This is a genomic window from Corallococcus sp. M7 (assembly GCF_054512695.1).
This window is the reverse complement of the sequence record NZ_CM137252.1, coordinates 3,290,001-3,310,180: the sequence shown is the minus strand read 5'-3', so window position 1 is coordinate 3,310,180 and position 20,180 is coordinate 3,290,001. Positions and strand designations below refer to the sequence as shown.

Here is a 20,180-nt window from a genome sequence, read left to right as displayed (position 1 = left end):
CACTCCGGTTGACGTCCCTTCGGCCCCCGCGCCCTTCCCCACCCGGGAAGCGGCGGCGGGGGCTGAACTTTTTCCCCTCCTTCGCGTCCCGGAAGCGCCCCTCTGCTTGGCATTCCAAGGAGATGGACCCCTGGCATGCCCCCTGCTTACATTCGCGCCAGTCAGGGGAGTCGGGGGCGTCGGGCTGGAGGTGGATGATGAACGGCGAACAGGAACACGGACAGGGCAACACGCGGCACTGGGATCCGGTGTGCGGCAGGCATCTGGAGGCCCCGGAGGGCCATCCCTCGTCGGAGTACAAGAAGCGCCGGTACTTCTTCTGCTCGGAGGGCTGCCGCACCGCCTTCGAGCGTCAGGCGGAGCGCTTCCGTCTCAACGAGCTGGCGCGGGCCGGCGCGCTGATGTCGCCAGGCCGGGTGCGCTGGGGGCTCGCGTAGCGCGGGCCCACAAGCCTCGGACGGACGTCAGGCGGCCTGACGCACGTCCTTGAGGCGCAGGGACAGCTTGCGCTGGCCGCGGAAGGTGTCGAAGCCGGCCTGGAAGGCCAGGTCCACCGGCCCCTCCACCAGCGACACGCGGTCCGCCATGCCGAAGCCAATGGCATCCAGCTCCGGAGCGTCCACGAGCGCCAGCTTCAGGTGCCCCGCGCCAGGCGCCCCGGACTTCGCGGGCAGCACGCGGGGCCGGGCCTGCTGGCCGCGCAGCACCAGCACCGGCTCCGGGTTGCCCTGACCGAAGGGCCCCAGCTTCTGCAGCGACTCCACCGCCGTCGCGTCCAGGTCGCCCGGGTTCACCACCGCGTCCACGCGGCAGCGCGGAATCATGTCCTCCGGCGTCAGGCGCTGGAGGGCGATCTTCGCGAAGGCCTCGCGGAAGGCGGGCAACTGCTTCGCGTCGATGGTGAGGCCCGCGGCGTGCTTGTGCCCGCCGTAGCGCATGAGCAGGTCCGAGCACCCGGTGAGCGCGTCGTACAGGTGGAACGCCTCGATGCTGCGCGCCGAGCCCTTCCCCACCCCGTCCTTCACGCCCACCATCACCGTGGGCCGGTGATAGCGCTCCACCACGCGCGACGCGACGATGCCGATGACGCCCGGGTGCCAGCCCTCGTCGAAGAGCACCAGCCCGCGCGAGTCCTTGTGCTCCTCCGCCTGCGCCAGCGCCTGCGTGAGGATGCTGCTCTCGATTCCCTGCCGCTCCGCGTTCGCGCGGTCCAGCACCTGCGCCAGCGAGCGCGCCGTCTCCACGGAGTCCGCGCAGAGCAGCTGCAGGCCCAGCGACGCGTCATGCAGGCGGCCCGCGGCGTTGATGCGGGGCCCCAGCCGGAAGCCCACCTGCCCCGCGGTGACGGAGGCGTCCGGCTCCAGGCCGGCCACCTCCTTCAGCGCGCGGATGCCGGGGCGGCGGCCCTGGGACAGCTCCTGGAGGCCGTGCGCCACGAGGATGCGGTTGGCGCCCGTGAGCGGCACCACGTCCGCCACGGTGGCCAGCGCCACCAGGTCCATCAGCGCCTTGAGGTTGGGCTCCTTGCGCGTGGCGAAGAAGCCGTCGTCGCGCAGCCGCTTGCGAAGGCCCATGCAGAGGTTGAAGGCCACGCCCGCGGCGCACAGCACCTTCGTGGGGTACTCGCAGCCGGGCTGATGCGGGTTGAGCACCGCGGTGGCGGGCGGCAGCGTGGGCGGCACCGTGTGGTGGTCCACCACCACGACGTCCAGGTCCAGCTCCTTCGCGCGAGCAATCTCCGCCACGGAGGTGATGCCGCAATCCAGCGTCACCAGGAGGCGCGTGCCGTCCTGCGCGATGCGCTCCACCGCGCCCAGGTTGAGGCCGTAGCCCTCATCCAGGCGGTGCGGGATGTACGTGGCGGGGGCCACGCCCAGCTCCTTGAGGAACAGGTACATGAGCGACGTGGAGGACACGCCGTCCACGTCGTAGTCCCCGTAGAGCGTCACCTTCTCCTTGAGCCGCACCGCGCGCAGCACGCGCTCCACCGCCGGGCCCATGCCCTTCATCCGGAACGGGTCCGGCAGGTCCGCCAACCGGTCCGACAGGAAGGCCGACGCCGCCTCCGGCGTCCGGTAGCCACGGTGGAGCAACACCCTCGCCGCCAACGGGTGCAGCGACAGCTCACCCGCGAGCGAACCGACCTCCTGCTCGACGACATCTGGAAGCAACCACCGCATGGAAAAGCACAGTACCTCAGACGTCCGACCAAGGCAGTCCAACCCGCCCACTCACACCACCCTCCTGCACGCTTGTTCAGACGTGCGCTCGCCTGCCTTCCTGCCCCCAACCTGCACGGCGGGTGCGCGGTGCCCAGCTTGAGTGCACACCCGTGGACAGGGAGGTCCGCATGCTTCACAGGTTTCTCCAGGGCGGTGCCCTGACGGCCGTCGTGTTGTGCGCGGGTCCCGCGCTCGCGCAGAAGAAGCAGGGAGACGTGAACGTCTTCCTGCGCGGCGGCATTGGCGACTACACGGGAGACCTGGGCGACCTGGCCAGCACCGGTCCGCTGTGGGGCCTGACGCTCAACCTCCAGCCCACCACCTTCCTCGGCTTCGAGGTCGGCTACGAGGGCTCGCAGAACAAGGTGAGCGACAACCGCCTCTTCGACACGCCGTCGTTGGTGCGAAACGGCGGCAGCGCGCTGGTGAAGGTGTCGCCGCCCTTCCTCACCGCGGTGCGCCCCTTCGCGGGCGTGGGCCTGGGCCTGTCCTACGTGGACGTGCGCGGCGCGGGCGCGGGGCTCTACGACTCCGACTTGATGGAGGAGGTGCCCCTCGCGGTGGGCCTGGAGTTCAACACCGGAGGCCTCACCGCCGGCGTGCGAGGCACCTACCGCCTCCTCATCGACCAGGACTTCGCGAACGTCACCAGCACGGACGACAACGGCGGCGGTCTGATGGACGCGTCGCTCACGCTGGGCGCGCGCTTCTGAAAAAGCGAAGGGCCCTCGCTCCCGCGTGGGGAGGAGGGCCCTCGTCACTTCAAGCCGTCAGACAGCTCAGGCCGTCTTCGGCTCCTGCTTGGCGCCACCGGAGTGGCCCTCGCGGGCGTGCGCGCGCTCGTCCAGCCAGATGACCAGCGGGCTGGCGATGTACACGGACGAGTACGTACCCACGAGGATGCCCACGAGCATCGCCATGGCGAAGTCGAAGATTTCGCCCACGCCGAAGATGAGCAGACCGATGAGCGACAGCGCCGTCACGCCGGAGGTGAGGATGGTGCGGCCCAGCGTGTCGTTGACGGCGATGTTGATGATCTCCGGCAGCGCCTTGCCCTTGTACTTCACCATGTCCTCGCGGATGCGGTCGTAGATGACGATGGTGTCGTTCACCGAGTAGCCCACGATGGTGAGCAGCGCGGCGATGGACGTCAGGTTGAACTCGCGCCGGCTCACCAGGTAGTAGCCCGCCACCATGATGACGTCGTGGACCATGGCGAGCAGCGCGCCCGGGCCGAACTTGAAGTCGAAGCGGAACGCCACGTAGATGAGGATGGCGATCATCGAGTACACCAGCGCCATGATGCCGCGGTTGCGCAGTTGCTTGCCCACCTGCGGGCCCACGTAGTCCACGCGGCGCTGCTCGAAGTTCGGCTTGTCGGAGCCCGCGCTCAGCGCGGCGAACACCTTGTCCGCCATGCCGCTCGCGACGACCTGGTAGTCGTAGCCGGTGCCGCCCTGGTTCGCGCCCAGGTCACGCACCTCCTGCACACCGATGCCCGCGCCGTCCTGCACCGCCTTCTTCACGGCCTCCACGGACATGGGCTGCGCGGAGCGGAAGTTCACGATGCCGTTGGCCATGTCGGCGTAGACGTTGCGCGTCTCGCCCAGGCCCTGGATGGCCGTCTTCGCGCGCTCGGCGTTCTCCTCGGTGAGCTGCGTGACGCCGCCCATGCGCAGGAGGAAGGAGTTCTCCTCGGCCGCGCCCACGCCCTGGACGCTGACGTCGTGCAGCCCGCCGGCCTGGGCCTTCTCACGGACCTGCTCGGCCGTGGTGGGCGTGTTGTACTTCAGCTCCACCACCGTGCCGCCGGCGAAGTCCACGCCGAAGTTGAACCCCACCGCGGCGATGCCGACGATGATGGCCAGGTTGATGAGCGTGGAGATGAAGAGCGCCGGCTTGCGCTTGCTGATGAAGTCGATGTTCGTCTTGTGCTTGAGAATCTGCATGGCGGATTTCCCGAAGGCGCTGGAGGCCCGTTAGACGGACACCGACTGCGCGTTGCGGCCGTGGACGAAGTAGGTCGTGATGACGCGCGTCACGACGATGGACGTGAACAGCGACGCCAGCAGGCCCACGATGAGCGTGGTGGCGAAGCCGCGGACCGGACCCGTTCCCGTGAAGAACAGGATGAAGCCCGCGATGAGCGTCGTCACGTGCGCGTCGAAGATGGTCCAGAAGGCGCGGTCGTAGCCCTGGTCCACCGCGGCGCGCGCGGACTTGCCGTGGGACAGCTCCTCGCGGATGCGCTCGTTGATGAGCACGTTCGCGTCCACCGCGATGCCCAGCGTGAGCACGAAGCCCGCGATGCCCGGCAGGGTCAGCGTGGCGTTGAAGAACGCCAGGCCCGCCAGGATGAGCAGGCCGTTGAGCAAGAGCGCCACGTCCGCGATGAGGCCGGACTTGCGGTAGTAGACCGCCATGAAGACCACGACGAGCGCCAGGCCCACCAGCGCGGCCAGGCTGCCCTTCTTGATGAGCTCGTCACCCAGCGTCGCGCCCACCTGACGGATTTCGCCCACCGTCACCGGCGCGGGCAGCGCGCCCGCCTTGAGCACCAGCGCCAGCGTCTGCGCCTCGCCCAGCCACTCCTCGAAGCTGCGCCCGCTGGCGCGGCCCATGGTGATGCGCGCGCGACCGCCGCCGATCTTCTCGTTGATGCGCGGGGCGGTGTGCACGTTGTCGTCCAGCACGATGGCCATCCGGCGGCCCACCGCGGCCTCGGTCAGCTTCTCGAACTCACGCGAACCGGCCGGGTCGAAGGCGATGTTCACCTCCGGCTCGTTCATCTGGCTGACGGACGCGTCCGCGCCCGCCAGGCTCTCACCCGTGAGCGGAACGTTCTTGTCCAGCAGGTAGCTGCGGTACGCGATGCAGTCGTTCTTCTTCACCGGGTTCGCCACGCACTCGGTGACGACGTCGCGGCCTTCCGGCGTCTTGTCCTTCGCGTACGCCAGCAGGGCCTCGCGGTTGGGCGAGGACAGCTGCGGGAAGCCCTCGTCCTCCACCAGGGTGATCTTGCTCTCGGCCGGGGGCGGGTGCTGCTCGTACATCTGCGCGAATACCTGGGGGTTGGTGTCGTCCACCATCCGGAACTCCAGCTGCGCGGTGGTGCCCACCAGCTCCTTGGCCTGCTCCGGGTTGCTGCGGCCGGGCAGCGAAATCTGGATGGAGTCCGTGCCCAGCTTGCGCACGTCCACTTCCGCCACGCCCCACTTGTCGATGCGGCGGCGGATGACGAGCATCGCCTGGTCCACGGCCTCGTCGCGGAAGCGGTTCACCTGGCCCTCGTCCGGCTTGAGCACCAGCGTGCCGCCGTTGCGGGACTCCACGGTGAAGTCGGTGAAGGTGGCCAGGACCTCCTTCTGGATGGCGTCCATGGTGCCCGGGTCCTTCGCGGTCAGCACCAGCTGCAGCCGCTCCGGATCCGTGTCCGCCGTCACCTCACCCAGCTTCTTGTCGTTGACGTAGGTGGCGATCTGCTGGCCGCGGCGCTCGGTGCGCTTCTGCAGGGCCGTCTTGGTGTCCACCCGCATCACCATGTGGATGCCGCCCTGCAGGTCCAGCCCCAGGTTGAGGCGGTACTTCGCGGGGGGCGCCCACGCCGGCAGCCGCTGCTCCAGCACGGCGATGTTGTTGCGCTCGTTGCGGTCCAGGACCACCAGCGAGTAGTACGTCGGGACGAGGAACCAGATCGTTCCCAGCGTCACCGCGACGATCATTCCGAACTTCCACCACCAGCCGCGGTCCATTACTTCTCCTCCTTCTTCTCAGCGGGGGCCGCCGCCGGGGCGCCCGCCACCGGAACGGTTCCCTTCGCACTGACAGCCGTCTTGAGCACGCGCACGCGCACCCCGCTGGCGATCTCCAGCGTCACGGTGGACTCGTCCACCTGGTGGATGCGCCCGAGGATGCCGCCGGACGTCACGACGTCATCGCCCTTCTTCAGCCCCGCGAGCAGGTTGCGGTGCTCCTTGAGCTGCTTCTGCTGGGGGCGGATCATCACGAAGTACATGATGGCCACCAGCACGGCGAGGAAGCCGAAGGTCCCCAGGGGGGAACCGCCAGCCCCGGCCTGCGCGAGAATCAGGAAACTGTCAGCCACGTACTGCCTCGTCGTTTGGGAGGAAGGACTCGGAAAGGCCCCGACCCGGCGTACGGGTGGGGTCAAAACATCCGAAAGGGTGGCCTCTTAGCAAGGGCGCCCCATGTGAGCAAGTGAACGCCGGAAGCGCGGCAAACCCGTTGCCCGCTCACCGGCCGCTTTTGCGTTCGGCCTCCTGCGCCACGGCCTTGGCCCGGAAGTCGCGAGCGAACGCGGCGAAGCGGTCCTCGGCGATGGCGCGGCGCACCTGGGCCATCAGGTCCAGGAAGTAGTGGAGGTTGTGCAGGGTGTTGAGCCGCATCGCCAGGATTTCTCCCGCCGCGAACAGGTGCCGCAGGTAGGACCGGCTGAAGTTGCGGCAGGTGTAGCAGGAGCACGCCGGGTCCACCGGCCGGGGGTCCTTGGCGTAGGCCGCGTTGCGGATGACCAGCTTGCCCTCCGAGGTGAAGAGCAGGCCGTTGCGAGCACACCGCGTGGGCAGCACGCAGTCGAACATGTCCACGCCGTGCTCCACGCACGTGACCAGGTCCAGCGGCGTGCCCACGCCCATCAGGTAGCGGGGCTTGTCCCGGGGCAGCAGCGGCGCCGAGTAGGCCACGCCCGCGTGCATGGCCTCGGGCGCCTCGCCCACGGAGTAGCCGCCCAGCGCGTAGCCGGGCAGGTCCACCGCGCACACCTCCTCTGCATGGCGCTTGCGAAGGTCGTCGTGCAGGCCGCCCTGCACGATGCCGAAGAGCGACGAGCGCTCGCGGCTCCACGCCTTCACGCACCGGTGCAGCCAGCGCGTGGTGCGCGCCAGGGACTTCTCCAGGTAGGCGCGGTCCTCGGTGGACGGAGGGCACTCGTCGAACGCCATGATGACGTCCGCGCCCAGCGTCTCCTGGATTTCGATGGAGCGCTCCGGCGACAGGAAGTGCCGCGAGCCGTCCAGGTGCGACTGGAACGCGGCGCCCTCCTCGGTGATCTTCCGCTTCTCCGACAGGCTGAACACCTGGAAGCCGCCGCTGTCGGTGAGCATGGGCCGGTCCCAGGAGATGAACCGGTGCAGGCCGCCCATCTCACCGACGAGCGCGTCCGTGGGGCGCAGCATCAGGTGGTAGGTGTTGCCCAGGATGATCTGCGCGTCCAGGGTCTTCAGGTCGTCCGGGCCCACGCCCTTGACGCTGCCCACGGTGCCCACGGGCATGAAGATGGGCGTCTCGATGGGACCGTGCGGCGTGTTCAGCCGGCCGCGGCGCGCCTTGGTGCCGCTCTGGTCCTCGTGCAACAGCTCGAAGCGCACCAGCCCCGGGGGCACGCGGGTATCGCCCTTCTCGCCCTTTTCCCTGCCCTGCTCGTCGACCACGGCACTCACTCCTTCACCAACATGGCATCGCCGTAACTGAAGAACCGGTAGCCCGCGCGCACGGCCTCTTGGTACGCGGCGAGCGTGCGCTCACGGCCCAGGAGCGCGCTCACCAGCATCACCAGCGTGGAGCGCGGCAGGTGGAAGTTCGTGAGGAGCACGTCCACCTGGCGGAAGACATAGCCGGGCCGGATGAACATCGCCGTCTCGCCGGGGCCTGCGCGCAGCCTGCCCGTGTCCGGGTCGGTGGCGGACTCCAGCGTGCGCACTACGGTGGTGCCCACGGCGACCACGCGGCGGCCTTCCGCCTTCGCGGCGTTCACGGCGTCAGCGGTGGCCTGGGGCACGGTGAAGCGCTCCGGGTGCATGTGGTGCTTGTCCAGCACCTCCTCGCGCACGGGGAGGAAGGTGCCGGGCCCCACGTCGAGCGTCACCTCCGCGCGCCGGACGCCCTTCGCCGCGAGCTTCGCGAAGACCTCCTGCGTGAAGTGCAGGCCGGCGGTGGGCGCGGCCACGGCGCCGGACGCGCGGGCATACACGGTCTGGTAGCGCTCGGCGTCCGCGGCCTCGGGCTCGCGGGTGATGTAAGGAGGCAGGGGCAGCCGGCCCGCAGCGTCCAGGAGGCTGGCGAGCGAGGTGCCCGGCGCGGCATGGAAGCGCACCCGGTACTCCCCTCCCCCCAGGGCCTCCAGGATTTCGGCGGACAGGCCCCCGGCGAAGGTGACGGACTGGCCGGGCTTGAGCCCCTTGGACGCCTGCCCCAGGCAGACCCACTCCAGCGACTCAGGGGCGCCCCCGAGCGCCGCGGAGGTCAGCGTGGCCGCGGCGGCGGGCCGGACGACCAGCAGCTCCACCCGGCCGCCGGTGCCGCTCTTCTGGCCCAGCAGGCGCGCGGGGATGACGCGAGCGTCGTTGAGGACGAGCAGGTCACCCTCGCGCAGCAGGTCCGCGAGGTCGGTGAAGTGCTGGTGGCTCCAGGCGCCGGTGGCGCGGCTGACGACCATCAGGCGCGACGCGTCCCGGTTGGGCAGCGGGGCCTGGGCGATCTGCGCCTCGGGGAGCTCGAAATCGTAGTCGGAGAGGAGGGACGACACGGGGTTGGCGCTTGTAGCAGCCCCCGCGCCCTCACGGAAACCGCCGAGGGCGTCAGTAGAGCTGCTGGAACTCGGCGCCCGGGTAGTAGTGGGAAAGGATTTCCCGGTACGTCTTGCCCTGGTCGGCGAGGGCCTTGGCGCCCCACTGGCACAGCCCCGCCCCATGGCCGAAGCCACGTCCGGTGAACACGTAGTTCTTGCCGGACGCTTCCACGTCGAAGTCCAGGCTCTTGAGGCGCGTGTAGCCCAGCTTGCGGCGGAACGTCACGCCGTCCACCCCGGTGCCATCCGACAGCGTCACGCGGGTCACCCGGTGCGTGGGCGTGCGGCCGGTGACGCGCATGCCGCCCGGCGAGGACTTCAGCGCGCCGCGCAGCTCCGCCTCGGAGAGGGTCGCGGACCAGCGGCTGGCGGGCAGCTTGCCGCAGGGACAGTCGACGGGCTGCAGGTACGGCAGGTTCCGCTGGAGGGCGTCCTGGCCGGACTCGGTGCGCCCGCCACAGGAGGCATGGAAGTACGCCTCGATGGGGGCCAGGTCGTACGTGAGCACCTCGCCCCGGGTGGCCTCCACGGCGGCGCGCGTCTTGGCGTCCTCGCGGTTCACGCCGCCGTACACCTGGTGGAGCACGCTGCTGCCCATGTGGAAGGCGGCGCCATACGCGTCCAGCTTCTTCTGCAGCGCGTACGTCCGCGCGGCCACGGCCTGGGCCTTGAGGGCCTCCAGCGGGAAGGACACGGGCATCTCGCTGCCGAGCACCGCCGCGAGGTAGTCCTCCAGGGGGATGACGTTGATGAGCTGGAGGCTGTTCTTGAACAGGCGCACGACGACGTCGCCGCGCACCTGCGCGCTGCCCGCCTTCAGGGGCTCGTTGCCGGGGCCGCCCGCGTCGGTGGCCTCCAGTCCGCCACGAAAGCGGATGGAGTCCTCGAGGACAGGAGCCCCGTTGACCTCCAGCTTGCCGTTGCGGCGGCGCACGGTGGCCTGTCCGGAGGGGACGGCGACATAGGCGCCATCCTCGGCATCGGGGCCGAAGCCCAGGCCCCGGCCGCTCACGCGGACCTCGTCGCCCGGGTCGTCCATGGCAATGCGCATCGTCTCCACGGCGAACGCCCGCGACGACGCGAGCAGGAGCAGCAGCAGTGCCACACGTTGCAACATGGTCCAACAGTCTAGGGGCGGGGCGATCCGCCTCAAGAAATCGGCCGGAAGCCAGGACATGCCCCTGGTAGGAGCCCGCGAAAACCCCGGCCGGATGCCGCAGAATGGAGCCCAGTGACCGCCTCCGTCCCCGACGTCGCCCGCCTGTCCCCCGAGGCCCTCTCCGAGGCCCTCCGCGCGCTGGAGCCCCGCACGGCCGCCGTGTTGGTGCGCCGGCTCGTGGAGCGCCGCACCCAGGCGGAGTGCGCGGCCTGGTACGGGATCTCAAGCGACGCCTTCTCGGTGCTGCTGCTCCGTTCCGCGGTGGCCCTGGCCCTTCAACTGGGCCAGCCCGCGAGGCACCCGGAGAGCCCGGAGGAGGCCACCGCCTGGGAGCGGATGCTGGCCATGGCCGTGGAGAAGGACACCGCGCCCGTGCCGGTGCCGCTCGCGCCCGTGGCCTGGCTGTGCCGGCGGATGCACGCGCTGGGGCCCGAAGTGGAGGCCGCGCTGGAAAAGGCCGCCCAGGCCGACGCGGACTCCCCCGGACGGGCGCGTGAGGAATGGCTGCGGAGGCTGGCCGTGGCCGCGCTCCTGGCGCTGACGGCCTGGCTCTACTGGAGCCGCCCCCCTGAGCCGGAGCCCCGCCCCGAGCGCCGCATGCGCTCCCCCGAACGCCGCTGACTGGACGCGGCCACGAGCGGGCGCATATGGGTAGGCCCATGCGAGCGACCCGGTCATGGCTGGCCCTCTTCATCGCGGCAATCGCGCTGGCAGGCTGCGCGAAGCACGTGGACACCCGGGTGGCCGGGGACGACGACGCGGCCATCGACGGCATCGAAGCGCGCCTCGACGAGCTCCGCGCCCGCGAGCAGGGGGACGACCTGACCTGCGCGGAACAGTGCGACGTCTCCACGCGGACGTGCGCCACGGCGGAGCAGCTCTGCGGCCTCGTGGCGCAGCAGGCGGACCGGGACGACCTCCCGCCGCGCTGCGCCAGGGCCCGCGAGCAGTGCGCGGGAGCGAATGACGGCTGCACGCGGTGTCAGGCGCCCTGAAGAACCCGCCATGCGTGGGCGCTGAGTCCGTGCCTATGATGGGTCGGATTGAGGAGCCTCCCCATGACCACCCGTCTCTCGTTGATGCTCGCTGCCTCGTCGCTTGTTCTGGCGACCCCTGCCCTCGCGGAGGAGGAAGGCCTGTCGCCGGAGAAGGTGGCGGCCATCCAGCGCGATGAGGCCGCGGCCCAGGCAAAGGTGAACGAGGAGTTCGGCAACCGGAAGCCGTCGGAGATGAGCAACGCCGAGCGCGGCGAGTCCATCCGCGCCCAGCAGAAGGAAGCCGCCAAGGTCCTGGAGAAGCACGGCGTCTCCGCGAAGGACTACGCCACCTTCACGGCCCGGATGACGCCCGAGGACAACCAGCGCGCCGCCAACGAGGCCAAGCGGCTCGAGGACAAGGCCAAGGCCGAGAAGGAAGCCGAGGCGAAGAAGCGCAAGGGCGACGGCGAGGTCCACATCCAGCAGGGCTTCAGCGACGCGGACCCCGTGGAGCTGGAGTCCGCGGACGGCGCGGAGCCCTCCGTCGACGTCGACGGCAGCCTGGACAGCTCGAGCACGGCAGGTGCGCCGACCGTGGAGATTGGCGACACCGCCGGCACGGCGAAGGGCATGAGCAAGAAGGCCTCCAGGCGCCGCAGGTAGCCCCACGGCGCCCGGCATACTCCGGAGCCCTCAGCGGCCCCAGGAGCCCTCAGCGGCCTCGGACGCCCAACTCGCGCGAACGCGCCTGCCACACCTCGTCGTACGGGCAGGAGCAGTCGGTCTCCTCCGGCTCCGGGTACGCGTAGGTCTGGCCCTTGTAGTTGCGGAACAGGGTCTCCCGCTCGCCCCGCTCGATGACGTAGTCAGGCTGGAGGGTGACCTTCCCTCCCCCACCCGGCAGGTCCACCGCGAGGTGCGGCACCGCGAGCCCGCTGGTGTGCCCGCGAAGCTGCTCCAGGATTTCGAGCCCCTTGGCGATGGGCGTGCGTAGGTGCTCGCAGCCTTCCGCGACGTCCATCTGGTGCAGGTAGTACGGCCGCACGCGGCTGCGCAGGAGCATGTGCGACAGCTCCTTGATGATGCGCGCATCCGAGTTGAGCTGCCGCATCAGCACCGCCTGGTTCTCCACCGGCACGCCATGGTCCACCAGCCGCTCGCACGCCTCGCGCGCTTCCGGCGTCACTTCCTTCGGATGATTGAAGTGGGTGATGACGTAGACGGGCGCGTAGCGGCGCAGCAGGCGCGCCAGCGAGTCGGTGACGCGCATGGGCAGCACCACCGGCACCCGCGTCCCGATGCGGATCATCTCCACGTGCGGAATCTCGCTCAGCGGCGCGAGCAGCGACTCCAGCCGCTCCTCGCTGAGGAGGAACGGGTCTCCGCCGGAGATGAGCACGTCGCGCACCTCGGGGTGGTTGCGCACGTAGTCGATGCCCCGGCGCATCTGGTCCTTGGTGAGCTCCGCCTCACCGCCCTTGGTGATGCGCCGCCGCGTGCAGTGGCGGCAGTAGACCGAACACGTATCCAGGGCCAGGAACAGCACCCGGTCCGGATACTTGTGGACGATGCACTCCTCGGGGCGCGTCTTGTCCTCGCCGAGCGGATCCGCCAGCTCCCCGGGCCGCACCCGGGCCTCCGCGCGCACCGGAATGGACTGCATGCGCACCGGACACGACGCGTGCTCCGGGTCGATGAGGGACAGGTAGTACGGGCTGATGCCGATGCGGAACAGCGAGGACGTCTCCTGCACCCCGGCACGCTCCTCCGGGGTCAGGCGCACGTAGCGCTCCAGCTGCTCCAGGTTGCGCACGGAATGACGCTGCTGCCAGCGCCAGTCCGTCCACTCCGCGTCGGTCGCGGAGGGAAACAACCGGGCCCGCCCCTCGGCACTGAGCGAGGGACGGGGAGACGACAGGGGCGCTGTCGCGCCCACGGAGGAATCCATCACGCCGCCTTGGGCTGATCCCGCCACCACGCCTGGCCGGACTCCGGCAGCGTGTCGATGGGATCGTAGTACTCGTACTTGCGATCAAGTGCGCCGGCGTCGTTCGCTTCCACGCTCGTGCGGTAGTTCTTGGTCCAGTAGGAGATGCCGCGCTCGCGGTCGTACTCCGCCACCTGGTGGATCCACCGCTTCCCCACGAACGGCACGTCACAGACGATGCGCGGCGTGGCGAAGCCCGGCATGTAGCCCATGATGTCGTGCTGGAGCTTCTGTGCCTGCGCCACCGACAGCCGCCAGTGCTCGCTGTTGGGGATCATGTCGCACATGTAGAAGTAGTACGGCAGGATCTTCGCGTGGTCGAGCAGCGTGAAGCACAGGTCCAGCAGTGCCTTCGGGCTGTCGTTCACGCCGCGCAGGAGCACGCCCTGGTTGCGCACGTCGCGGAAGCCCATGTCCAGCAGCTTGCGCACCGCCTTGCCCACCAGCGGCGTGAGCTGCTGCGCGTGGTTCACGTGCGTGTGCAGCGCCAGGTCCACGCCGCGCTCCACGGCCTTCTTCGCCAGCCGGTCCAGGTCCGCCAGGACGCTGTCCTGGAGGAAGTGCTGCGGCAGCGCCATGAGCCCCTTGGACGCCAGGCGGATGTCGCGGATGTTCGGGATGTCCATCAGCGCGCTGACGAACGGCTCCAGCGCCTGGATGGGCAGGTTCGCGATGTCGCCGCCGGACACCACCACGTCGCGCACGGTCGGCGTGCGGCGCAGGTAGTCCAGCATCTGCTCGTAGCGCTCCTTCTGCCCCGTCGCGAACTTGTGCTTGGACACCTGCGGGACGTCGTTGCCCACCAGGTCCATGCGCGTGCAGTGGCCGCAGTACTGCGGGCACGTGGGCAGCATCTCCGCCAGCACCTTCGTCGGATAGCGGTGCGTCAGGCCCTCGACGACCCACATGTCCGCCTCGTGGAGGCTGTCACGGCTGGCGCGCGGGTGGTTGGGCCAGTCCGTCCGGCGGTCGGCGAGCGCCGGCAGCATGTACTTGCGGACCGGGTCGTTCCACAGGTCGTCCAGGTCCATGGTGTTGAGCATCTGGGGCGGGACGAGGATGGACATCGTCGCCCGCTCCTTCTGGTCCAACTCCATGCTCGCGGCCAGGTCGTCCGGCAGCAGCGCCCCGAGCGTCGCCCGCAGCTCGCGCAGGTTCTTCACGGTGTGCTTGCGCTGCCACACCGAGCTCTCCCACTCCGCCGCGGTGACGTCCTTGTAGCCCGGGATGCGCCGCCAGTCGGGCTCCACGAACTCCTTGCGAAGGGGATAGGTGAAAGGCTGCTGCGCGGGGCCAGCGTCGGGCTTGCCTCGAGTGGACGTCGTGCTCATGAACACATCACCTCAACGTAAGGAGCGTCGTGGGCGAGGCGTCATAGCCTGCCCCCTGACATCCCTGCTCAACAATCGCCAGGGGCACAAGATGCCCGATGGCGCAGTGCGTCCGTTCACTCCACCTTGACGCCGATGAGCTTGGCCACGCCCTCTGCCTCGACGACGACCACCTGGGGCTTGGTCGACTTGCCGTTGAGCTTGAAGACGACCTTCCGCTTGCCCACCGGCAGCGACAACGGATTGCCCAGCGTCACGGGCGTCACGCGCCCCGTGTTCTTTCCATCCACCCAGATTTGAGCGCCCGTCGGAGCGGTGCTGCAGGCGAACTTGCCCATCACCGTGGCGGCGGGCCTCTTGGGCTCCGGAGGAGGCTTCGGGGTCGCGACCACGGCAGGCTTGGGCTTGGGCTCCGGAGGCGGGGGCTTCGGCTTCGGCTCGGGCGGCGGCGCTTCCTCCACCATGTCCACGGCGACGCGAACCTCGGTGTCCCCGTTGGACGTGAAGTCGCCGGTGAACGGCTTGAAGCCCGCGCGCTTCGCCGTGAACGTGTACTTCTTGCCCATCTCCAGGTCGCCGTGCTTCGCGCCGGGCAGCTTGCCCAGGGACTTGCCGTCGACGAAGATCTCCGCGCCCTCTTGTCCCTCGAACAGGGCGGTGAACGTCTTCGGAGCGGCAGGCTCGACGGGCTTCTCCGGAGGCGTCTCCGGCGGCGTGGGCGGCGGCGTGTTTTCCACCACCGGCGGCGCCGTGGGCGGCGGCTCCTTGGGCTCTGGGGGCTTGGGCTCCGAAGGCTTCGCATCCGCCTTCAGGCTAAGCAGGATGGGGGCCGCCGCCTGGCCTGCGGTGACCTCAATCTGCTGCGTCACGGGCTGATAGCCCGGGGCCGACGCGGTCACGTTGTGGATGCCCGCGGACAGCTCGATGACCTGATTGGCGTTCACGGCCTCACCGTCCACGAGGACGGTGGCGCCCACGGGCGCGACGAAGTTCACGGAGCCCGTGGACGAACCCCGGACCACGAAGATCACCGCGACAAGGAGGAGCAGCGCCGCGCCCGCGGCCATGCCGATGATGGCGGGCTTGGGCAGGGGCTTCTTCGGGCCCGCGGGCGCCTTGGCCTTCTCGACCTTGGCGGCAGGAGCCGGCTTCGCCATCTTGGAAGCCTTCTGGGGGATGGTCGCCGGCTCATCGGCCTCGTCGTCGTAGGGCGGCTCCTCGGCGTCCTGCCCTTCGTCGCCGTAGTCGTCCTGGCCGTCGCCCTCGTACCCATCGCCCTGGTCGTCGTAGGCGCCGTCCGGGTCCTCCTCGGCCGCCTGGGCGCGCAGACCGTTGTGGCGGGAGCCCACCGGGACGGTGATGTTGCCCGTGGTCTCCTCTTCCTCGGGATCCTCCAGCACGGGAGCCGCCGAGCCACCGCGGGAGCGCGAAGGCGGCGCCGTCGGAGCCGGACCAATCATGGTCGCGCCCGCGTAGGCCTCGCCGCCCTCGTCCCCGATGATGACCTGGGACTTGGGGCCGCTCTTGCCCTTGCCGCCTCGTCCCTCGTCCTGAGCGTAGGGAGAGGCGCTCGTGTGGTGTCCGGCCCGGTCGATGGGATTCTCCGAGCGGCCGGTGATGCTGTCGTCCACGACGACGCTGCTATCCGCGATGCGCGTCTCCGGGGCGCGGAACGTGTGCGTGGAGTCGACGATCTGCGTCTTGTCTGCGGCGCCATCCATCTCCGCCAGCTCTTCAGCGCTGGGCGGAGGGATGTAGCCAGGCGCGGGCTGTGCGGGCGCCGTGGAGGCGCGGCCCACGGGAGAACCGGTGGCAGACGGTGCCGGCGACTTCTTCTGCGCGGTCGCACGAGGGGGCGCGGCCACCGGAGGCGGCAGCGTCACACCCGAATGCTCGATCTGGTCCGGGCGCTCGACGGAGGCGTAGCGCTCCATCTTCTCCGCCTCGCGGAGCATGTCCTCGGCGAAGACCTCCTTCATGAAACCGGACAGGTGCTTCGACGAGTAGATGGCGTCCCCCGCGAGGAGGAAGCGCATCAGGTCCTCTTGGAGGTCCGACGCCCACTGGTAGCGGTCCTCGGGCTCGCGCGCGAGCGCCTTGAGGACGACCTTCTCCAGACCCGCGGAGATGTTCGGGTTGAACTCACGCGGCAGCGGGATGTCCGCGTTGCGCACCTTCTCCAGCGTGGAGAAGTCAGACTCGCCCACGAAGAGCTTCTCGCCCGTGAGCATTTCGTAGAGCAGCACGCCCACGGCGAAGATGTCGCTGCGCCGGTCGATGGGCATGCCCCGGACCTGCTCCGGGCTCATGTAGCCGAACTTCCCCTTGAGGATGCCGGCCTGCGTCTTCTGCGAACGGTTGGCGGCCTTGGCGATGCCAAAGTCGATGATCTTCACCTCGCCTTCGTACGAGACGAGGATGTTCTGCGGAGAGACGTCGCGGTGGATGATGTGCAGGTCCTGGCCGCGCGCGTCCTTCTTGCGGTGCGCGTAGTCCAGGCCCTCACACATCTTGGAGACGATGAACACCGCCTGTGCGGTGGGCATGATCTCCTTGCGGCGACGGTAGCGTTCCAGGAGCGTGCGGACGTCACGGCCCGCCACGTACTCCATGGCGATGAAGTACGTGTCCTCGTGCTTCCCGAGTTCGTGGATGTGCACGATGTTGGCGTGGTTCAGCTGAACGCTGATCCGCGCCTCATCGATGAACATCGTGATGAACTCGTCATCCTCCGCCATCGTCGGAAGGATCTTCTTGATGGCCAGGATGCGCTCGAAGCCTTCGACGCCAAAAGCCTTCGCGATGAAGACCTCGGCCATACCGCCGACGTTGACGCGCTCGAGGAGCAGGTACTTCCCAAAGAAGGTCGGCTTCTTCATCTCGCGGGGCTGCCCGGCGCCGGCGAGTACGGACCGCGGCAGGCGGTGCGCAAACCGGGGGGAGCAGCGACTCTAGATCCAGTGGGAACGGCGGTCAAACATCCACGACGACGCGATTCCCCAACGAATCCGAGAACTTGGCGCCTCCTCGCCCCAAAACTGACCCACCTGCCTGCCCACGTCGCCCCAGCGCGGCCTACCGCGAGCGCAGGACGCCGCGTACGCCGGGCGAAATCACTCCACGGTTCCGGGCACCGAAGCCCCGGCGAGCGCATTTCGGCGCTCAAGCCAGGTTGCGGAGGGGCTGTCACAAGCCCGCAAAGACAAAGCCCCTGGCGCCTTGCGGCACCAGGGGCTTTCAAAAAGAATCCGGCAGCGACCTACTCTCCCACGCGGTTTCCCGCGGAGTACCATCGGCTCTGGAGGGCTTAACTTCCGTGTTCGGGATGGGAACGGGTGTGACCCCTCCGACATTGCCACCGGAAAAACGAATGACGGTGCATACGAAGGGTAAGTTGCAAGCTTCCGCTTGAGTGAAGCTTCTTGGACAGAAGTCGAAGAAGCAATTGAAACAGCTGCCTTCCGGGCGGACGTGCATGACGTCCTGGCCTCGGCCTTGGCCCCGAGTCCCTTACTCCCCTTGAGGGGGCATGCAAGAGAATGGGGGAAGTAAGCCGCTCGACTTATTAGTACTGGTTAGCTTAACGCGTTACCGCGCTTACACACCCAGCCTATCAACGTGGTAGTCTTCCACGAGTCTTCAGGGGCTTGCGCCCGGGATACCTGGTCTTGAGGTCGGTTTCCCGCTTAGATGCTTTCAGCGGTTATCCAATCGGCACATGGCTACCCAGCGATGCCTCTGGCGAGACAACTGGTACACCAGCGGTGCCTCCAACCCGGTCCTCTCGTACTAAGGTCAGAGCCTCTCAAGTATCCTACGCCCACAGCAGATAGGGACCAAACTGTCTCACGACGTTTTGAACCCAGCTCGCGTACCGCTTTAATTGGCGAACAGCCAAACCCTTGGGACCTGCTCCAGCCCCAGGATGCGATGAGCCGACATCGAGGTGCCAAACCTCCCCGTCGATGTGAACTCTTGGGGGAGATAAGCCTGTTATCCCCGGAGTACCTTTTATCCGTTGAGCGATGGCCCTTCCATTCAGGACCACCGGATCACTATGACCTGCTTTCGCACCTGCTCGACCTGTCGGTCTCGCAGTCAAGCTCCCTTATGCCATTGCACTCGACGCCCGGTTTCCAATCGGGCTGAGGGAACCATCGCGCGCCTCCGTTACTTTTTGGGAGGCGACCGCCCCAGTCAAACTACCCACCAGACAGTGTCCCAGTCCCGGCTGACGAGACGTGGTTAGACACCAGAAATCAACAGGGTGGTATTTCACCGTTGCCTCCACCGAACCTAGCGGCCCGGCTTCAAAGGCTCCCACCTATCCTACACAGTCAATCCCTAGTGTCACTGTCAAGTTGTAGTAAAGGTTCACGGGGTCTTTCCGTCTTGCTGCGGGTAAACTGCATCGGCACAGCTATTTCAATTTCGCTGAGTCCCTCTCCGAGACAGTGCGGAAGTCGTTACTCCATTCGTGCAGGTCGGAACTTACCCGACAAGGAATTTCGCTACCTTAGGACCGTTATAGTTACGGCCGCCGTTTACTGGGGCTTCGGATCATCGCTTCGCCTTGCGGCTGACGAATCCCCTTAACCTTCCAGCACCGGGCAGGAGTCAGACCCTATACGTCGGCTTGTCGCCTTCGCAGAGTCCTGTGTTTTTGGTAAACAGTCGCTACCGCCATTTCTCTGCAACCTCTCTCGGCTTCGGCTGTACGCCTACACCTACCAGAGGCCCACCTTCTTCCGAAGTTACGGTGGAAATTTGCCTAGTTCCTTGGAGGAGAGTTCTCTCAAGCGCCTTAGGATTTTCTCCTCACCCACCTGTGTCGGTTTGCGGTACGGACACCCTGCAGACTCCCTGCGGGACTTTTCTTGGAAGCCGAGCATCAGCGACTTACCCCTTGCGGGGCGCCATGGGGTCTCGGGGATGACTGCCGCGCCTTTATTCGTACGCGACACCCCTACGCCTTTAGACTGACACAACCACCGGTCAGCTCGCCTAGCTTTCTCCGTCCTCCCTCAGTTCAACGTCTGCAAGATGGCGCAGGAATATTAACCTGCTTGCCATCACCTACGCCTTTCGGCCTCGGCTTAGGACCCGGCTAACCCTGGGAAGATTAACTTGACCCAGGAAACCTTGGGTTTACGGCGAGGGGGTTTCTCACCCCCTTTATCGCTACTCATTTCGGCATCAGCACTCCCAGTCGCTCCAGCGGCCCTTTCGGTCCACCTTCGCTGCAACTGGGACGCTCCCCTACCGCCATGCATGCCAAACATGCATGACCCGAAGCTTCGGCACTAGTCTTGAGCCCCGTTACATTTTCGGCGCGGCCTGTCTTGACCAGTGAGCTATTACGCTTTCTTTAAAGGATGGCTGCTTCTAAGCCAACCTCCTGGTTGTCAATGACCTGCCACATCCTTTCTAGTGTTCACTTAGACTAGATTTGGGGGCCTTAGCTGTCGGTCTGGGTTATTCCCCTCTTGCCAATGGACGTTATCACCCACTGACTGCGTCCCGGGATAACAATTGCCGGCATTCGGAGTTTGATACGGTTTGGTAATCTGGTGAGACCCCTAGCCGTTTCAGTGCTCTACCTCCGGCATTGAATTACCCGAGCCGATACCTAAATATCTTTCGGGGAGAACCAGCTATCACGGAGTTTGATTGGCCTTTCACCCCTACACACAGCTCATCCCAGAAATTTTCAACTTTCATGAGTTCGGTCCTCCATGCGGTGTTACCCGCACTTCAACCTGGCCATGTGTAGATCACCCCGCTTCGGGTTATAATACACGCAACTTAGCGCCCTATTCGGACTCGCTTTCGCTCCGGCTCCACCTAACGGCTTAGCCTCGCTACGTATATTAAGTCGCCGAATCATGATGCAAAAGGTACGCTCTCGCACTGGCTTG

Annotated in this window: 15 protein-coding genes and 2 rRNA genes (1 of these 17 only partly in view); 5 read left to right on the top strand and 12 right to left on the bottom strand. The window is 67.6% G+C overall.

Translation table 11 applies throughout. From position 1 onward, the window contains the following. The first annotated feature begins 197 nt into the window (after nucleotides 1–197). Entirely contained in the window at nucleotides 198–437 is a 240-nt protein-coding gene (locus tag ACX114_RS13460) for a YHS domain-containing protein (protein WP_120597215.1), read from the top strand. A gap of 27 nt (nucleotides 438–464) precedes the next feature. Here the strand turns inward: ACX114_RS13460 and recJ are convergent, their stop codons facing one another. Next, entirely contained in the window at nucleotides 465–2,180 is a 1,716-nt protein-coding gene (recJ, locus tag ACX114_RS13455) for a single-stranded-DNA-specific exonuclease RecJ (RefSeq protein ID WP_459298180.1), read from the bottom strand. A gap of 170 nt (nucleotides 2,181–2,350) precedes the next feature. Here recJ and ACX114_RS13450 point away from each other — a divergent pair, with 170 nt between their 5' ends. Continuing rightward, complete coding sequence (locus ACX114_RS13450; protein ID WP_459298178.1) at nucleotides 2,351–2,935, top strand: outer membrane beta-barrel protein; 585 nt, start codon at nucleotides 2,351–2,353, stop codon at nucleotides 2,933–2,935. Nucleotides 2,936–3,001: 66 nt separating this feature from the next. Here ACX114_RS13450 and secF read toward each other — a convergent pair whose 3' ends face one another. The 6 genes from secF to ACX114_RS13420 all read right to left on the bottom strand — a co-directional run bounded on the left by secF (nucleotide 3,002) and on the right by ACX114_RS13420 (nucleotide 9,925). After that, on the bottom strand, nucleotides 3,002–4,171 hold the full coding sequence (secF, locus tag ACX114_RS13445; RefSeq protein WP_459298176.1) for a protein translocase subunit SecF: 1,170 nt from the start codon (nucleotides 4,169–4,171) through the stop codon (nucleotides 3,002–3,004). A gap of 30 nt (nucleotides 4,172–4,201) precedes the next feature. Further along, nucleotides 4,202–5,974 (bottom strand): protein translocase subunit SecD, encoded by a 1,773-nt coding sequence (gene secD, locus ACX114_RS13440; protein ID WP_459298174.1) that lies wholly within the window; start codon nucleotides 5,972–5,974, stop codon nucleotides 4,202–4,204. After that, on the bottom strand, nucleotides 5,974–6,327 hold the full coding sequence (gene yajC / locus ACX114_RS13435; protein WP_459298172.1) for a preprotein translocase subunit YajC: 354 nt from the start codon (nucleotides 6,325–6,327) through the stop codon (nucleotides 5,974–5,976). Before yajC ends, secD begins: the two co-directional genes overlap by 1 nt. A gap of 148 nt (nucleotides 6,328–6,475) precedes the next feature. Further along, nucleotides 6,476–7,672: a tRNA guanosine(34) transglycosylase Tgt gene (gene tgt / locus ACX114_RS13430; protein WP_459298170.1), complete on the bottom strand. Its 1,197-nt coding sequence runs from the start codon at nucleotides 7,670–7,672 to the stop codon at nucleotides 6,476–6,478. A gap of 5 nt (nucleotides 7,673–7,677) precedes the next feature. Further along, entirely contained in the window at nucleotides 7,678–8,766 is a 1,089-nt protein-coding gene (gene queA, locus ACX114_RS13425; RefSeq protein ID WP_459298168.1) for a tRNA preQ1(34) S-adenosylmethionine ribosyltransferase-isomerase QueA, read from the bottom strand. A 52-nt stretch (nucleotides 8,767–8,818) separates the two neighbouring features. Beyond that, a complete protein-coding gene (locus tag ACX114_RS13420) occupies nucleotides 8,819–9,925 on the bottom strand; it encodes a SpoIID/LytB domain-containing protein (protein WP_459298166.1) in 1,107 nt (368 codons plus the stop codon). A 114-nt stretch (nucleotides 9,926–10,039) separates the two neighbouring features. Between ACX114_RS13420 and ACX114_RS13415 the strand changes: the two genes are divergently transcribed. From ACX114_RS13415 to ACX114_RS13405, 3 genes are all read left to right on the top strand, one after another. Further along, a complete protein-coding gene (locus ACX114_RS13415; protein ID WP_459298164.1) occupies nucleotides 10,040–10,588 on the top strand; it encodes a hypothetical protein in 549 nt (182 codons plus the stop codon). 38 nt (nucleotides 10,589–10,626) lie between these two features. Beyond that, nucleotides 10,627–10,962 (top strand): hypothetical protein, encoded by a 336-nt coding sequence (locus ACX114_RS13410; RefSeq protein ID WP_459298162.1) that lies wholly within the window; start codon nucleotides 10,627–10,629, stop codon nucleotides 10,960–10,962. 63 nt (nucleotides 10,963–11,025) lie between these two features. Then, nucleotides 11,026–11,607, top strand: coding sequence for a hypothetical protein (locus ACX114_RS13405; protein WP_459298160.1), 582 nt, complete (start codon nucleotides 11,026–11,028; stop codon nucleotides 11,605–11,607). 49 nt (nucleotides 11,608–11,656) lie between these two features. Here the strand turns inward: ACX114_RS13405 and ACX114_RS13400 are convergent, their stop codons facing one another. The 5 genes from ACX114_RS13400 to ACX114_RS13380 all read right to left on the bottom strand — a co-directional run. Continuing rightward, nucleotides 11,657–12,892: a KamA family radical SAM protein gene (locus ACX114_RS13400; RefSeq protein ID WP_459298158.1), complete on the bottom strand. Its 1,236-nt coding sequence runs from the start codon at nucleotides 12,890–12,892 to the stop codon at nucleotides 11,657–11,659. Next, entirely contained in the window at nucleotides 12,892–14,262 is a 1,371-nt protein-coding gene (locus ACX114_RS13395) for a KamA family radical SAM protein (protein WP_459298156.1), read from the bottom strand. Before ACX114_RS13395 ends, ACX114_RS13400 begins: the two co-directional genes overlap by 1 nt. 116 nt (nucleotides 14,263–14,378) lie before the next feature. After that, complete coding sequence (locus ACX114_RS13390) at nucleotides 14,379–17,141, bottom strand: protein kinase domain-containing protein (protein ID WP_459298154.1); 2,763 nt, start codon at nucleotides 17,139–17,141, stop codon at nucleotides 14,379–14,381. A 367-nt stretch (nucleotides 17,142–17,508) separates the two neighbouring features. Continuing rightward, nucleotides 17,509–17,625, bottom strand: a 5S ribosomal RNA gene (gene rrf / locus ACX114_RS13385). A gap of 181 nt (nucleotides 17,626–17,806) precedes the next feature. Next, a 23S ribosomal RNA gene (locus tag ACX114_RS13380) occupies nucleotides 17,807–20,180 on the bottom strand; it runs 593 nt beyond the window's last position.